This window comes from Vibrio sp. 10N.261.55.A7 (genome assembly GCF_002877365.1).
In the GTDB taxonomy this organism is placed as follows: domain Bacteria; phylum Pseudomonadota; class Gammaproteobacteria; order Enterobacterales; family Vibrionaceae; genus Vibrio.
This window is the reverse complement of the sequence record NZ_MCWZ01000331.1, coordinates 76979-93317: the sequence shown is the minus strand read 5'-3', so window position 1 is coordinate 93317 and position 16339 is coordinate 76979. Positions and strand designations below refer to the sequence as shown.

The 16339-nt window shown below is 45.9% G+C and carries 15 protein-coding genes; 7 read left to right on the top strand and 8 right to left on the bottom strand.

What is annotated here, in order from left to right; genetic code table 11:
- A partial coding sequence (gene hslU, locus BCU12_RS21915; protein ID WP_133153910.1) for an HslU--HslV peptidase ATPase subunit occupies nucleotides 1–805 on the top strand: 805 nt, incomplete at its 5' end.
- Between the two features lie 68 nt (nucleotides 806–873).
- Here hslU and BCU12_RS21910 read toward each other — a convergent pair.
- From BCU12_RS21910 to frdA, 5 genes are all read right to left on the bottom strand, one after another.
- Entirely contained in the window at nucleotides 874–1461 is a 588-nt protein-coding gene (locus tag BCU12_RS21910; protein ID WP_102406713.1) for a porin family protein, read from the bottom strand.
- Between the two features lie 235 nt (nucleotides 1462–1696).
- Nucleotides 1697–2077: a fumarate reductase subunit FrdD gene (gene frdD, locus BCU12_RS21905; RefSeq protein WP_102406711.1), complete on the bottom strand. Its 381-nt coding sequence runs from the start codon at nucleotides 2075–2077 to the stop codon at nucleotides 1697–1699.
- Nucleotides 2078–2087: 10 nt separating this feature from the next.
- The gene (gene frdC / locus BCU12_RS21900; protein ID WP_102406710.1) at nucleotides 2088–2471 is read right to left on the bottom strand and encodes a fumarate reductase subunit FrdC; all 384 of its coding nucleotides are present in this window, start codon (nucleotides 2469–2471) and stop codon (nucleotides 2088–2090) included.
- A 2-nt stretch (nucleotides 2472–2473) separates the two neighbouring features.
- Nucleotides 2474–3232 carry a succinate dehydrogenase/fumarate reductase iron-sulfur subunit gene (locus BCU12_RS21895; protein WP_102406708.1) on the bottom strand — a complete coding sequence of 253 codons (759 nt, stop codon included), beginning with the start codon at nucleotides 3230–3232 and terminating at the stop codon, nucleotides 2474–2476.
- Nucleotides 3232–5043 (bottom strand): fumarate reductase (quinol) flavoprotein subunit, encoded by a 1812-nt coding sequence (frdA, locus tag BCU12_RS21890; RefSeq protein ID WP_102406707.1) that lies wholly within the window; start codon nucleotides 5041–5043, stop codon nucleotides 3232–3234. Before frdA ends, BCU12_RS21895 begins: the two co-directional genes overlap by 1 nt.
- Nucleotides 5044–5428: 385 nt before the next feature.
- Between frdA and epmA the strand changes: the two genes are divergently transcribed.
- The 5 genes from epmA (at nucleotide 5429) to cysE (ending at nucleotide 9946) form a co-directional block, all read left to right on the top strand.
- Entirely contained in the window at nucleotides 5429–6403 is a 975-nt protein-coding gene (gene epmA, locus BCU12_RS21885; protein ID WP_102406705.1) for an elongation factor P--(R)-beta-lysine ligase, read from the top strand.
- 346 nt (nucleotides 6404–6749) lie between these two features.
- On the top strand, nucleotides 6750–7184 hold the full coding sequence (locus BCU12_RS21880; RefSeq protein WP_102406703.1) for a rhodanese-like domain-containing protein: 435 nt from the start codon (nucleotides 6750–6752) through the stop codon (nucleotides 7182–7184).
- 190 nt (nucleotides 7185–7374) lie between these two features.
- The gene (gene secB / locus BCU12_RS21875) at nucleotides 7375–7848 is read left to right on the top strand and encodes a protein-export chaperone SecB (RefSeq protein ID WP_102406701.1); all 474 of its coding nucleotides are present in this window, start codon (nucleotides 7375–7377) and stop codon (nucleotides 7846–7848) included.
- A 157-nt stretch (nucleotides 7849–8005) separates the two neighbouring features.
- Nucleotides 8006–9043 (top strand): NAD(P)H-dependent glycerol-3-phosphate dehydrogenase, encoded by a 1038-nt coding sequence (gene gpsA / locus BCU12_RS21870; protein WP_102406700.1) that lies wholly within the window; start codon nucleotides 8006–8008, stop codon nucleotides 9041–9043.
- 81 nt (nucleotides 9044–9124) lie between these two features.
- Nucleotides 9125–9946, top strand: a complete 822-nt coding sequence (cysE, locus tag BCU12_RS21865; RefSeq protein WP_102406698.1) for a serine O-acetyltransferase — start codon at nucleotides 9125–9127, stop codon at nucleotides 9944–9946.
- Between the two features lie 130 nt (nucleotides 9947–10076).
- On the opposite strand, the gene BCU12_RS21860 is transcribed toward cysE, so the two are convergent.
- The 3 genes from BCU12_RS21860 to argE form a co-directional block, all read right to left on the bottom strand.
- Nucleotides 10077–10616, bottom strand: coding sequence for a PadR family transcriptional regulator (locus BCU12_RS21860; protein WP_102406696.1), 540 nt, complete (start codon nucleotides 10614–10616; stop codon nucleotides 10077–10079).
- Nucleotides 10617–11044: 428 nt separating this feature from the next.
- Nucleotides 11045–13678: a phosphoenolpyruvate carboxylase gene (gene ppc / locus BCU12_RS21855; RefSeq protein ID WP_102406694.1), complete on the bottom strand. Its 2634-nt coding sequence runs from the start codon at nucleotides 13676–13678 to the stop codon at nucleotides 11045–11047.
- Nucleotides 13679–13946: 268 nt separating this feature from the next.
- Nucleotides 13947–15083, bottom strand: coding sequence for an acetylornithine deacetylase (gene argE, locus BCU12_RS21845; protein ID WP_102406690.1), 1137 nt, complete (start codon nucleotides 15081–15083; stop codon nucleotides 13947–13949).
- A gap of 223 nt (nucleotides 15084–15306) precedes the next feature.
- On the opposite strand from argE, the gene argC reads away from it, so the two are divergent.
- Nucleotides 15307–16311 (top strand): N-acetyl-gamma-glutamyl-phosphate reductase, encoded by a 1005-nt coding sequence (gene argC / locus BCU12_RS21840; RefSeq protein ID WP_102406719.1) that lies wholly within the window; start codon nucleotides 15307–15309, stop codon nucleotides 16309–16311.
- The last annotated feature ends 28 nt before the right edge of the window (nucleotides 16312–16339 follow it).

The window sequence follows — 16339 nt, the reverse complement described above, 5'->3', positions numbered from 1 at the left end:
TGTCGCAGCACCGCAAATGGGTGTGGAAATCATGGCGCCTCCAGGTATGGAAGAGATGACCAACCAGCTTCAAGGCATGTTCCAAAACCTAGCGGGCGACACGAAGAAGAAGCGTAAGCTGAAAATTAAAGACGCGTTTAAAGCGCTTACTGAAGAAGAAGCGGCGAAGTTAGTTAACCAAGAAGAGCTAAAAGAAAATTCTATCTATAACGTTGAAAACAACGGCATCGTGTTTATCGATGAGATTGATAAGATTTGTAAGCGTGGTGATAGCTCTGGCCCGGATGTGTCTCGCGAAGGTGTTCAACGTGACTTACTGCCGTTAATCGAAGGCAGCACAGTGTCAACGAAGCACGGTATGGTAAAAACGGATCACATCTTGTTTGTTACTTCGGGTGCATTCCAAGTGTCTAAGCCATCAGATTTGATTCCAGAGCTTCAAGGCCGCCTGCCAATCCGTGTAGAACTTGAAGCGCTTTCAAGTCATGACTTCAAGCGTATCCTGACCGAGCCTAAGGCGTCATTGACTGAGCAGTACATCGCGCTGATGAAAACGGAAGATGTAGACGTTAACTTCACCGAAGATGGTATTACGCAGATTGCTGAAGCCGCTTGGCATGTGAATGAAACGACTGAAAACATCGGTGCTCGTCGTTTGCACACAGTGATGGAGCGTCTGATGGACGAGATTTCATTTGAAGCGACAGACAAAGCCGGTACAAGCCTAACCATCGATGCGAAATACGTGAAAGATTGTTTAGGCGATTTGGTCGATGATGAAGATTTAAGTCGCTTTATTCTCTAAATTTAATCTGTTGTGATATGAGAAAGGGTTGGCAATGTGCCAACCCTTTTTGATCGGTTGTGACTAACTTAGAAGCGGTAGTCTAGAGAAATAGCGAACTCGCTACCGGTCACTTTGATACCGTCTTCATTGTAAGATTTACCCATGTTACGGTAAGTACCATCAATGGATAGCTCTTTAGTTAACGCGTATTGAACCCCAACTTGAGCGCCAACGGCAAAATCAGTTTCACTCGCTGAAATTGATTCAGTATCCCCTTGATATACTTCAGTTAGTGATAGCTTGTTTTTGATCAGGCCAGCGCTCACACCACCAAATACTGAAAACTGGTTGTTGATAGCATGAACGTAGTCGTACGATGCAAGCCATTCGTTTTGATTCAAGTCTGTCGTTAATGAGTAGTCACCCTCTGAAATGGCACCCAGTTCGGCATCGCCAGCGAAGTTAGCCGTTAGCATCACACGGTGAACATCATTGATGTATGCACCACCACGGATGTGGAACGCGCCAGCACGGTCATCGAATTTGTAGCCATCCACTTTCATTTCTGAGTAGTGAGAGCCAAAGCCACCGCCCACGAAATATTCCATAGAGGTTGCAAATGCAGAAGGTGCAGAAACAGCGGCGATAAGAGCGATACCAAGTACTTTTTTCATTTTTCAGATCCTGTAAGTGTTCATAGATGATTCAATTGAACGATGTTCAATTCGTTTGTGTGGATTATGAGCGCTGTGCAATTGAACGTAAAATTATTAGTGTTATAAGCATTTCTTATCAGGTAGAGGGGAGGTATGACAAATGAAGTGGGTGGATAAAAAGTAAAAAGCCACCCAACGTAAATTAGGTGGCTCTGCGTTTTTAATCCAGTCGCTTAAAAGCGGATAAACTCGCTTAGATCATCAGGATGAAGATGATCGACAGCGCACTGATGAGTGCGGCAAAGAAGTAGCAACCTACTTTGCCTGCGACGCCAGCGTGAATCTTGAGGTCATGCATTCCATGATGTAAGCGGTGCATAGCATGCCACATTGGTAGCGCTAGTGTGCCTATGATAAACAATGCACCAATGATACTGGTGGCAAAGCTACTCACTCGCTCATAGCTTAATGCTTCTGCATCGATGATCCCCATTGGCGCTAGGATACCCAGCACTAAAACCGTAATAGGCGTGATCATGGCAAACCATGTTCCTCCTGCACCAAACAAGCCCCACCAAATGGGCTCATCAGAGCGGTTCGGAGTCTTATTTACTTTGTAGTTGTTCGTCGTCACAAGAGGCTCCTTAGACAATAATCAGTGCAACAAGCGAGATAAATGCTACTGCTGCCCATTGGGTGAGTACAATGATCTTCTTGTCGATCAGCTTGCCCTTCAGTCGAATGGGCATGACTTGCGGCATCATGCCAAAGAAGGTGTGTGCATGAAGCAGGCTTCCCGCGAGTGCCACCACATTAATGGCAATCACAACAGGGTTCGCCATAAAGCCAAGCCACGTTTCCCATGCCTCTGGGCCTTTAACCAGTGATGCTAATCCCACAGTAAGAAACAACGTGAACAAGATCAGTGGTAATACGGTTGCTTCACGCAACATGTAGAAGCGGTAGAAAGGATGGTTACTCCACCAAGTGCGCTTCATTTCACGAACGTAAGGTTTACGATTACTCATCCTTATGCTTCCTCTTTCTGTTTTGACCCATCAGGCTTTAGCATCGCAATGACGAAATCCATTGAAGATTCGATCTTGCCTTGGTTTACCGCGGCAGCTGGATCGACATTCTTTGGACAGACATCAGAGCAATAACCTACAAACGTACAGCCCCAAGCGCCGTTGTCACCATTGATTAGCGCCATACGTTCGCTCTTACCATTGTCACGACTGTCTAGGTTGTAACGGTGAGCCAGTGTGAGTGCCGCTGGGCCGATGAATTCTGGATTCAAGCCAAACTGAGGGCAGGCTGCGTAGCACAGGCCACAGTTGATACAACCAGCGAATTGCTTGTATTTTGCCATCTGCTCAGGCGTTTGGATGTTGGTGCCATCTTCTGGCGTGCGATCGTTGCCAATGATGTAAGGCTTAATGGCTTCAAGACGCTCAATGAATGGTGTCATATCCACAATCAGGTCTTTCTCAATGGGGAAGTTCGCCAATGGCTCGATAGTGACGCCATCAGGGTAATCGCGTAAGAAGCACTTACATGCCAACTTAGGCACACCATTGACCATGATTCCACATGAGCCACAAATCGCCATGCGACAAGACCAGCGATAAGAGAGGTCTTTGTCTTGGTTATCTTTGATATAGCCGATGGCATCCAGTACCGACATGGTGTCGTCAAAGGGAATCTCAAATGCCTGCATATGAGGTTCGCTGTCTTTCGCTGGGTCGTAGCGTAGAATGTTTACTTTTTGAATTCGATTCGCTGGCATTACTCTTGCTCCTCTTTTTGTTTCGCTTGAGCAGCTTCCTCTGCCGCTGCTTTTTCAGCAGCTTCGCCATATAGGCGTGCTTTGGGTTGAGATTTAGTGATGGTGACATCGCGATAATCGATGTTTGGAGCCGCGTCTTCTTGGTAATAAGCCAAAGAATGCTTCAAGAAATTGACGTCATCACGTTCAGTGCACTCTTCATCTAAGCGTTGATGAGCACCACGAGACTCTTTACGTAAAATGGCTGAATGCACCATCGCTTCCGCAACCTCTAAGCCGTAACCGACCTCGATTGCGTAAAGAAGATCCGTATTAAAGACTTTTCCTTTATCTTTAATGCCAATGTTTTTGTAGCGCGCTTTCAGCTCGGTGATTTTGTCAATGGTGGCTTGCATCAAATCTTCTTGGCGGTAGATACCACAGCCCGCTTCCATGGTGTGACCCATTTCAGTTCGGATGTCTGCCCAGTTCTCGTCGCCTTCTTGAGCTAGGATAGAGGCAATACGCGCTTCAACGGCTTTGACTTGTTTAGCGATAGACTCTTCGTTCCAGCCTTTGAACTCTTCAGCGCGCTTCACAGCGTTTTCACCCGCGACGCGACCAAAGACAACAAACTCTGCCAGAGAGTTAGAACCCAGACGGTTAGCTCCGTGAAGACCGACAGAGGCACATTCACCCACCGCGAATAAGCCTTTAATTTGTGTTTCACAATCGCCATTGGTTTCAATACCACCCATGGTGTAGTGAACCGTTGGGCGAATTGGGATTGGCTCTTTGGCAGGGTCGACATTTACGTACGCTTTAGACAGCTCACAAATGAACGGCAGACGCTCTTGCAGATATTCTTCACCTAAGTGCCGTAAGTCTAGATGCACGACATCACCCAGTGGGTGCTTGATGGTGTTGCCTTTTTGTTGTTCATGCCAGAACGCTTGAGAAACTTTGTCACGAGGACCGAGTTCCATGTACTTATTCTTCGGTTCACCGACAGGGGTTTCTGGCCCCATGCCGTAGTCTTGCAGGTAACGGTAGCCATTTTTATTGACGATGATACCGCCTTCACCACGACAACCCTCGGTCATCAAGATACCAGTTCCAGGCAGGCCAGTTGGATGGTATTGAACGAATTCCATGTCACGCAGTGGAACGCCATGACGATAAGCCATTGCCATACCATCACCTGTAACAATACCGCCATTGGTATTACAGTGGTAAACACGACCAGCGCCACCGGTTGCCAATACGACTGATTTTGCTCGGATGGTGACGAGTTCGCCTTCAGCCATATGAATAGCGATAAGGCCTTGGATTTCACCGTCTTCAACAAGCAGGTCAACCACAAAGTACTCGTCAAAGCGGTTGATTTGACTGTACTTCATTGAGGTTTGGAATAGGGTGTGCAGCATGTGGAAGCCGGTTTTATCGGCCGCAAACCATGTACGCTCAACCTTCATACCACCGAATCGACGAACGTTGACTTCGCCATTCTCTTTACGACTCCACGGGCAACCCCATTGCTCCATTTGGATCATTTCACGGGTTGCGTTTTTTACGAAATATTCAACAACGTCCTGTTCACATAACCAATCACCACCGCCAACGGTATCGTTGAAGTGATTGTCTAAGCTATCTTCATCCTTGATAACAGCAGCCGATCCACCCTCTGCTGCTACCGTATGGGAGCGCATAGGATAAACTTTGGAAATAAGTGCGACTTCTAAGTCAGGGTTTGCTTCTGCCGCTGCAATAGCAGTACGAAGACCAGCGCCGCCAGCGCCAATGACCGCGATATCTGTGGTGATAGTTTGCACAGTTATCCTCCAGTGTGTGGTTGTTATTATTGAATGCTAGGTGCGTTGTAAAGTGCCCCTAGAGTCTTATTTGTACTGAGAGCGTTGAAGTGACAAAACACATTCTGTGTCTTTATTTTCCTGAGCGCTCTAGTGCTAATCGTTGTTAGCCAAACCAGTTTAGAAGAGCAAAATCAGGAATAAATTGATTCAGTCAGGCTTTTTGTTCGGAAATGCAAACGTGAGCATACTTATTCCATATTGTGTGACCAGTATCAATTTTTGCGCTCTTCTTAGGGAGCGATATTGATTCGTTCTATTGTGTTCTTACATGGATTTTTCATTCTAGGAACGCCCGTTTAGCGCTAGACTATGGCTTCTCTAATCGCGCAGAAAGAAGACTCCTATGACCGAACCATTGTGGCAACCGAGCGCCAGCATCCATCAACTCAAGCAGCGAGCGGCTACTTTGGCCTCTATCCGCGAATTTTTCGCTCAAAAAAGTGTCATGGAGGTTGATACGCCTGCAATGAGTCACGCCACCGTCACTGATATCCACTTGCATACTTTTCAAACGACCTTTGTCGGGCCTGACTATGCGAAGGGGCGCAAGCTTTACTTTATGACCAGCCCAGAATTTCACATGAAACGCTTATTGGCTGCAGGCAGTGGTTGTATCTATCAGATAGGGAAATCATTTCGTAATGAAGAAAATGGCCGTTATCACAACCCTGAATTCACGATGTTGGAGTGGTATCGAGTCGGCTTTGATCATCATGATTTGATGGATGAGATGGACGAACTGTTGAAGTTGGTATTGGGTTGTCAAAGTGCCAAACGTATGACCTATCAGCAGGCGTTTGTTGATGTTTTAGGTGTGTGCCCGCTAGAAGACTCTATGGATAAACTGAAGCACGCTGCAAGTCTTCTTGGGTTGAGTGATATTGCGGAGAAGGAGCAGGACAGGGATACATTATTACAGCTGTTATTCTGTATTGGTGTTGAAGGAAAGATAGGTCAAGACGCCCCCGTGTTTGTTTACGATTTTCCAGCTTCACAAGCTGCGCTGGCGAAAATAAACGCCCATGACCCACGTGTTGCCGATAGATTTGAGGTGTATTACAAAGGAATTGAGCTTGCAAATGGTTTTCATGAACTTGATAATTTTGAAGAGCAGCAACGTAGATTTGAGCAAGACAATAGAAAGCGAGTGGAGATGGGACTTAAAGAGCAGCCGATTGATTACCACTTTTTGTCTGCTTTAAAGGCAGGGCTTCCTCAGTGCTCAGGAGTTGCCTTAGGTATCGATCGTTTGATTATGCTAGCGTTAAACTGCAACCATATAGACGACGTCACAGCCTTTTCCTTTCCAAGAGCTTAATGATGGAACCATCAAACTGACGTGGTGGGGCGTTCCCAAACGATGTCACGCAGGTTCTTTCGGTATATCAGTGTGTGACTCGACTTGGCGTCCGCATGGAACGTTGTAATTAGGCGGTGTCGGTTTGGGACTTTTGATTCACAGAAATGACTAATGGGTGCAATATGCTTAGGGTGAAAGCAGCTCTGCTTAAAGTCTTATCATTTTAAGCTGTATGATATTAATACTAATAGCGTTCCAACTTCACGTCTGGTGGCAATTGAGTCCCTTACTCACTAGCCTCTTTAGCGCTTACTCGCTATACTCCTGACTGAATTTTAAGCCCAAAACAGTAAGAGCGCAGGATATGCAAGAATATATCGATTTTTTCCAACAAAATATGATCCTATCTTTAGTATGGGTCGGTCTTTTCATCGCTTTGATTATGAGCTTTGTAAAAGCGGCAACCGCGGCTTATAAAGAGGTCACCGCGAGTGAAGTAACGCTGCTAATGAATCGTGAAGAAGGCGTTGTCGTCGATATTCGTTCTAAAGATGAATTCAAAAAGGGTCACATTACAGACGCAGTTCACATTTTACCTTCAGATATCAAAGAGGGTAACTTGAGCAACCTTGAAAAGCACAAATCTAACCCAATCATTGTGGTATGTAAGACAGGTCAAACGGCAGCAGAGAGCGCTAACCTACTTGCTAAAGCAGGCTTTGAAAACGTGAACCTATTGAAAAATGGTCTATCAGGTTGGAGCGAAGCGAACCTTCCTTTGGTGCGTGGCAAGAAATAAGACACGCCGAGGAATACGCCCAATCTCATTAGTATCAAGCCTCGCGAGGTGAAGTGTTGCCTAAAATGGCAGCACTTATCATAAAGAGATGTGATAGTTTCCACGAAACAGCGGATTTAATTACGCAATGTAACCTCTCTCGGTTAGTCTCAATGACAGAATTTAATACCCGAATTTAAGGATTTTCAACATGGCTGAAGTAGCACCACAAGAACAAGCTCAAGATTTCTCTATCCAACGTATCTTCCTAAAAGATATCTCTTTCGAAGCGCCTAACTCTCCAGTTATGTTCCAGAAAGAGTGGCAACCAGATGTAAAACTTGACCTAGATACTCAAAGCCGCGAGCTTGGCGAAGGTACTTACGAAGTTGTTCTGCGTTTAACTGTGACTGTTAAGAACGCAGACGAAACGGCTTTCCTATGTGAAGTTCAACAAGGTGGTATCTTTACTGCTGGTAACATGGAAGCGGGTCAATTGGCACATTGCCTAGGTGCATTCTGCCCGAACATCTTGTTCCCATACGCACGTGAAACGATTTCTAGCCTAGTGGTTAAAGGTACGTTCCCTCAATTAAACCTTGCTCCAGTGAACTTTGATGCATTGTTTATGAACTACCTACAGCAACAAGCTGGTCAAGCTGAAGCATCAGAAGAAGCGAAGTAAGACCAACGCGAGAATGAGTGGAAGCTGAGCAAGGCTCTCTCCCACTCATGACAGCCAGAAAAATGCACAAAGCATCTAAAACGAATGATGCGATGTGCATTTTTTGTTTAGAATGGCGATAAACCTATCTTCAAATTTAGTGTGAGCAGGCAAGCGAATGACAGACTCAAATGTGAATAATGCCTATGGCAAAGAGATATCGATGACCGTTATCGGTGCGGGATCTTACGGGACATCCTTAGCTATTTCTTTAGCTCGAAATGGTGCCAACGTTGTGATTTGGGGTCATGAACCAGCGCACATGGCAAAGTTGGAGGCCGACCGAGCAAACCATGAGTTTTTGCCTGGCATTGAGTTTCCAGAAAGCTTAATTGTTGAGTCTGATCTAGAAAAGGCAGTTCAAGCTAGCCGCGATTTACTTGTCGTCGTTCCAAGCCATGTATTTGGCGTTGTGCTTCGTAGTCTTAAACCTCACCTAAGAACGGATACTCGACTCTGCTGGGCGACCAAAGGGTTAGAGCCAGAAACTGGGCGATTGCTTAAAGACGTTGCCCATGATGTGATTGGTGAAGGGTACTCGTTAGCGGTATTGTCAGGTCCTACTTTTGCCAAAGAGCTAGCCATGGGAATGCCAACCGCTATTTCAGTGGCTTCTCCTGATGCGGAATTTGTGTCTGACCTTCAAGAAAAGATTCATTGCAGTAAGACGTTTCGAGTGTACGCAAATAGTGATTTTATTGGCATGCAGCTTGGTGGCGCGGTGAAGAATGTCATTGCGATAGGAGCCGGTATGTCGGATGGCATTGGTTTTGGTGCAAATGCACGTACAGCACTCATTACTCGCGGTCTGGCTGAAATGACACGTTTGGGCGCAGCATTGGGGGCACAACCCGAAACCTTCATGGGTATGGCAGGGCTGGGTGATTTAGTTTTAACCTGTACTGACAACCAGTCGCGTAACCGACGCTTTGGTTTGGCGCTGGGAGGCGGTAAAGGAGTAGAGCTAGCTCAAGATGAAATTGGTCAGGTTGTCGAAGGCTACCGCAACACGAAAGAGGTTTGGATGTTGGCACAGCGCATGGGTGTTGAGATGCCAATTGTTGACCAAATCTATCAAGTATTGTATCAAGGAAAAGACACACGTTTAGCCGCACAAGATTTATTGGCACGTGATAAGAAATCAGAAGGGAAGTAAAGGCGATTTTTCATTGTATAAGCTTCAAGTTTAACGATGACGTTTAGGATTTAAGATCGCTTTAGTCAAAGGGAAAGATTAATGAAAAACTGCGAAAAACAAAAAGTATGGCAAGCCATCAAGAAAGAGGCTCGAGAGCAATCAGAGCAAGAGCCGATGCTTGCCAGTTTTTACCATGCCACTATCATTAATCATGATAGCTTAGCCGCAGCGCTGAGCTACATTCTCGCGAACAAACTAAAGACGCCTTCAATGCCTGCAATGGCTGTGCGAGAGGTTGTCGAGCAAGCCTTTGAAGCCGACCCAGAGATAAGCCGAGCAGCCGCTTGCGATATCTGCGCAACGGTGACTCGCGACCCTGCCGTCGCCATGTACTCACTCCCTTTGCTGTATCTTAAAGGCTATCACGCGCTTCAAGGCTATCGCGTTGCCAACTGGCTTTGGAAGCAAGGGCGCATCGCTTTAGCGACTTATTTGCAAAACCAAATTTCAGTGGCTTGCCAGGTCGATATTCATCCAGCAGCCAAGGTTGGCAGTGGAATCATGCTCGATCACGCCACGGGCATTGTGATTGGTGAAACGGCGATCGTTGAGAATGATGTTTCTATTTTGCAAGACGTCACTTTAGGTGGTACTGGTAAAGATTGCGGCGATCGTCACCCTAAAATTCGAGAAGGTGTGATGATTGGAGCAGGGGCGAAAATACTGGGTAATATTGAAGTGGGTGAAGGGGCGAAAATTGGTTCTGGTTCCGTCGTACTGCAAGGCGTTCCTGCCCATACAACAGTTGCGGGAATTCCTGCAAAAATTGTGGGTCGACCGAAGACAGATAAGCCCTCATTGGACATGGATCAACAGTTCAATGGCAAATCACAAAGCTTTATTGGTGGGGATGGTATCTAATCGTGGGTTTACCGATTCATGTCGTTGAATTCAATAGAACTTGAGTTTCTTTAAAGCTTAAGGCAGATGCGGAAATACTAGGACAATGTTTTTCATTAAGAAGAACATTGTCCTTTTTTGTTGGTGGTCGTTAGCCAATGATGTCTAGTTCTACCAGAACTTCCTCAGCCCATGCTAACCATGCTTGGCGTAAAAGTAGGTTGCGACGCAGTGTTAAGCGCTCCAACCTTTGTTGCTTATCTAATGTTGTTGGTGTCGCGTAATAAGCGGCTTCAATTTCTTGGTAGTGAGCGACAAGCTTATGAGACTCAGCAACCAACTCTTTAAGTTGAGTGTGGTAAGGGCTTGAGTCTTGAACGGCACAAGCCATTAATTTAGCTGAGAACTCGTCTCTAACTGTTGGGTGCGCGGTAGGTTGATCGAACCACTCTCCAAGCGCGCCGCGGCCTGCATCAGTAATGGAATAAACCTTGCGATCAGGCTTTCCTTCTTGAGGCTCAAGAACACAAGTCACTAGCTCGTTTTGAGCCATTTTATTGAGTTCACGATACACTTGCTGATGGCTAGCTTTCCAGAAATAGCCGATGCTAGCGGAAAACTCTTTAGTGATATCGTATCCGGTTGCGTTACGTGTACTAAGTACAGTGAGTATTACGTGTGGTAATGACATGTCTTAAATCCAAATAGGTCAATAAACTGCAAAATAACGATGCTTAAACATTGGTTGTGCTTCGCGGCACTTATTATTTCTATGTTTAAACACACCAACTTTATCGTGTTGGTTATGTCACCTTTTTAAAGCCGTTTATCATCTAGTCAGACTGATGCTGTTGGAGTCTGCGATTAAATAATTATATGTGTGCCATCGCAGTGGGGCAGTAGTATATCTAAATATAAGCATAAAGTGGAATAGAAGGGCGCAATCCAGCCAAAAACTGACAAATAACTCAATAGCAGCTTTCGGTTGGAGTTTTATTCTAATTTATTACGATTCACCTCGTTTAATGTTGGGTAAATACAGTGCTTAGTTGATGTTACAGACAAAAAAGGCAGTGCATAACATGCACTGCCTTCAATTCATATATCAAGTATTGTGAATTACCCGGTATTTCGCATACCTGCCGCAATACCCGCAATCGTCACCATAAGTGCTTCTTCTAGCTCAACTGGCGGCGTGTCTGTTTGTCGAGTACGGTGCAGCAACTCTGCTTGCAACATATTCAATGGCTCAACATAGATACTGCGTAAACGGATTGATTCAAGCCCCCAAGGGTCGCTTTGCATCAGGTTCTCGTTGTTCTCTACATTAAGTACGGCTTTGATGTCTTTCTGTAGCTGATCACGCAGACGATCACCAAGTGGTAATAGAGCAGGATCCGCTAGGCGTTGGTCATAGTAGCGAGAGATTTCAATATCACATTTAGAGTAAACCATCTCAAGCATACCAAGGCGCGTTGAGAAGAATGGCCATTCACGACACATCGTCTCTAATAACTCTTGATGACCCTTGTCGATAGAATACTGAATCGCTTCACCGGCACCAAGCCAAGCTGGAAGAACTAGGCGGTTTTGGCTCCATGAGAAGATCCATGGGATTGCACGTAAACTCTCGACGCCGCCATTTGGATTACGCTTCGATGGGCGTGATCCAAGAGGCAGTTTGCCAAGTTCTAACTCAGGGGTTGCTTGACGGAAATAAGGAACAAAGTCCGCTTCGCCCTGCACCACATTGCGGTAAGACTCACAGGAAACCTCAGAAAGCACTTCCATAAGGTCACGCCACTCTTGCTTAGGCTCTGGTGGCGGCAATAAGTTTGCTTCTAGAATCGCACTTGCGTACATGTTGAAACTATTGACCGCAACGTCTGGCAAACCAAGCTTAAAGCGAATCATCTCACCCTGCTCTGTTACACGCAGACCGCCTTTTAAGCTTTTCGGTGGCTGAGAAAGAAGGGCAGCATGAGCAGGTGCGCCGCCACGGCCAACTGTACCGCCACGACCGTGGAATAGAGTAAGCTCGATGCCTTCTTCGTCACACGCTTTAACGAGAGCGTCCATTGCGCTGTATTGCGCCCAACCTGCTGCCATCACACCGGCATCTTTGGCCGAGTCAGAGTAGCCAATCATAACCATCTGGTGGTTTTGGATGAAGCCTCGGTAGAGGTCGATGTCCATAAGCTGTTTAATCACAGACTCTGCGTTGTTCAAGTCATCAAGTGTTTCAAACAGTGGACACACGTCCATGCGATAAGGACAACCTGATTCTTGTAGCAGTAGGTGAACGGCTAATACATCTGATGCGGTGCGAGCCATCGAGATAACATACGCACCAAAGGCTTCACGAGGTTGCGAGGCGACAATCTTACACGTATCCAGCACTTCTTTTACGGGTGCAGATGGCTCCCAGTCGCGAGGTAAAAGCGGGCGCTTAGAGCTGAGTTCATTGGTTAGGAATGCAATTTTATCTTGCTCGCTCCATTGATCGTAATCACCAATGCCCAAGTAGCGAGTCAATTCAGAAAGCACGTCTGAGTGACGCGTACTCTCTTGGCGAATGTCTAGGCGAACTAAGTGAACACCGAAGGCTTTAATTCGACGCAGGGTATCCAGTAATGAACCATCTGCGATGACGCCCATGCCACATTCGTGCAGTGATTGGTAACAGGCGTACAGGGGTTCCCATAGCTGCTCAATGTTTTGCAAAGGAGCCTTAACTGCGAGCTTTTGACCATTCACTTTCGCATCTAAAATCTCAAGTGTTTCAGTCAGCAATGAACGCAGGCCTTTTAGTACAGCACGGTAAGGTTCATGTTGGTCATCACCAGCGAGTTCACGGATAGCATCATTACATTTGGTCATCGATAGCTCGCTCACGAGCTCATTAATGTCACCTAAGTAAAGATCTGCCGCTTTCCAGCGAGACAGTAACATCACTTCACGGGTAATGGTGTGCGTGACAAACGGGTTTCCGTCTCTATCGCCACCCATCCATGAAGAGAAATGAACAGGGCGGGCATCAATTGGTAGCCCTTCGCCTAGGTAGTTGGTCAGGCGTTCATCCAGTTCACGTAAGAATTCAGGGACACCTTCCCAAAGTGAATTCTCGACAACAGCAAAGCCCCATTTCGCCTCATCAAGTGGCGTTGGGCGTTGCTTACGAATTACGTCCGAATGCCAGCCTTGAGCAATGAGTTGCTCTAATCGACGTTCTGTCTTTTGACGTTCTTTATAAGAGAGGTCGGTTAACTCAAGCTTCGACAGGCACTCATTGGTTTTGACTAGCTTATTGATCATCGTACGACGAGTGATCTCAGTTGGGTGCGCGGTCAATACCAATTCAATATTGAGGTCGCGTACTGCTTGAGCAGTATCCAGTTTGCTGATGTCGTTTTGGCTAAGCTTTGAGAATAGACTATTGATTACGTCAGGCTCGCATACGTGCTCTTCACAATGACGTGAAATCGTATGGTACTGCTCTGCCATATTGGTCAGGTTTAGAAATTGGTTAAATGCGCGTGCAACGGGGGTAAGCTGCTCATTAGGTAAGCTTTTAATCTCTTCAATCAGGGTATCGCGATCGGCCTGATTGCCTGCACTTGCTGATTTAGAAAGCTTACGAATCGTCTCAACTTTCTCTAAGATAACGTCACCATGAGCATCCTTGATGGTGTTGCCAAGCAAGCGGCCAAGCATGCTTACGTTACTTTTGAGTGCAGCGTATTTTTCGTTCATTTGTCATCCTGCCTTGTAAAAAAATTACATCCACTGTTCCTTCTTAGGTAGATAATCTAGCTAAAAAAGCTAGTAAGAGTCAAACATTGCAGTATAAGTTTGCATTTATTGTGCAAGTGAATGTAAACGAGATTACCTGCCTAACAGTCAATGAATTACTGAAACTTTATTACAAAAGTGTGCAGGGAATGCGTGCTAGTTGGTTGATAACTAGCACGCTTTTCGCCTTTTGGTGGAGGATTTGGATCGTTCGAAATAAAAAGTGCGCTTAGAAGCAGTACTTGTACATCGATTTTGACAGAATATTGATGGTTGGATCGATAAATTCAAACGCTAAGAACTCATCAGGTTGGTGCGCTTGGTCTATTGAACCTGGGCCTAGAACCAATGTTGGGCAAAGCTGCTGCAAAAATGGCGCTTCAGTACAGTAGTTAACCGTCTCGGATGGCGTTTCACAGATCGATTCAACGCCAGCAATAAACGGGTGATCGTGTTGGCATTCATAACCAGGAATGGGTTCATGAAGCGGTGTTATTTCTACCCGCCCTGGCCATTTTGCTTCGACTTCTTTAAGAGACGCTCTGAGCATGTTGTCCAGCCCATCAAGGCTGATACCCGGTAGAGGTCGTACGTCATAATGAAGCTCGCAGCAGCCACAAATGCGATTGGCACTGTCGCCGCCATGAATATGACCGAGGTTAAGCGTTGGGCTAGGTATCGCAAAACCGGGGTGATGGTATTCCTTGATGAGTTTGTCACGCATCTTCATAAGGGCATAAAGAACCTCATGCATGATTTCAATGGCGTTAACACCCAGTGCTGGATCCGAGGAGTGCCCCGATTTTCCGGTGATACGAACCGCGTTTGCAACGTGCCCTTTATGACCTCGAACAGGCACTAGGCTGGTTGGCTCACCAATGATGCAGTAATCGGGCTTGAACGGTGCGTTCTCGGTAAAGTGACGAGCGCCGAGCATGGTTGTTTCTTCGTCGCACGTCGCTAGTATATAGAGAGGTTTGGTTTGCTTGGACCAGTCGACCTTTTTGACCGCTTCAATAATGAAAGCAAAGAACCCTTTCATATCGGCTGTACCCAACCCATAAAAACGGTCATTGGCTTCGGTCAGTGCGTGGGGTTCAAAGTTCCAGCGTCCCTCGTCGAAAGGGACAGTATCGCTGTGGCCTGCGAGCAGTAATCCACCTTCTCCTGATCCCTTCTTCGCAATCAGATTGTGTTTACCAGGTTCAACTTCGGTCACCGTGACTTCAAAGCCAATGTCTTTTAACCAAGTGGCGAGTTTTTCAATCACCTGGCTATTACCTTCATCCCAGCTTGGATCGCTTGAGCTTATAGAAGAGGTTGAAATTAGGCCTTTATAGACCTCAATAAAACTAGGTAATTGCATATTATCTTCACTTCTACTGTTGACAGAGATACGTTAAGAGGGTAAAACACATATTAAATCATAATTAATGAATAAAAAATCAAATTAAGCGGTTTTTTTAAAATTAATAGTCAAAATTATACGTTTGAAGTGTCGTTGCAACCGAGTAAACCAATGGATACGCACTTTAAACCGAAATAGTCACTAACCTAGAACTTGGAAGTTGTTGATGTCACACGCTGAAATACTAAAAACCACCATTATTGGCGCAAGCGGTTATACCGGAGCAGAATTGGCCGTTATGGTTGAAAAGCATCCGCACCTTACGCTATCAGGTTTGTACGTTTCCGCCAACAGTGTTGATGCAGGCAAAAATATCGCTCAGTTACACGGCAAGCTTGCAGGTGTAATTGACATGCCTGTTCAGCCTTTAGTCGATGTGCAAAAAGCAGCGTCTGAGTGTGATGTGGTGTTCTTGGCAACCGCTCATGAAGTCAGTCACGATTTAGCGCCAGTATTTTTAGAAAACAATTGTCAGGTATTCGACCTTTCAGGTGCATTTCGAGTCAAAGGCGAAGGCTTCTACCAAGAGTTTTATGGTTTTGAACATCAACATGCCGGTTGGTTAGACAATGCTGCTTACGGTCTAGCGGAATGGAATGAAGAGGCGATTAAAGAAGCCAAGCTGGTTGCGGTTGCTGGGTGTTACCCAACAGCGTCTCAATTAGCAATTAAACCACTTGTTGAAGCGGGTTTGCTCGATCTAAACCAATGGCCTGTCATTAATGCTACTAGCGGTGTAACCGGTGCTGGGCGTAAATCGACCATGGTAAACAGTTTTTGCGAAGTGAGTCTTCAGCCATACGGCGTTTTTGCACATCGTCACCAACCAGAGATTGCGAGTCATTTAGGCTGTGATGTTATTTTTACACCGCATCTAGGTAACTTTAAGCGTGGCATCCTAGCTACAACAACGATGAAGCTTGCTTCAGGTGTGACGTTAGAGCAAGTCAATCAAGCGTTTGCGTCCGCTTATGAAGGCAAGCCCGCCGTTCGTTTACTTGACGACCAAATGCCAAGAATTCAGAACGTAGAGTTCACTCCGTTTTGTGATTTAGGTTGGAAGGTACAAGGTCAGCACATCATCGTCGTCTCAGCGATTGATAACCTGCTTAAAGGCGCATCCAGCCAAGCGATGCAATGCTTGAACATTCATTACGGATATAAACAGCTCACTGCTTTGCTGTAAAAAGCCAATTAACATAGATAATTAGCCA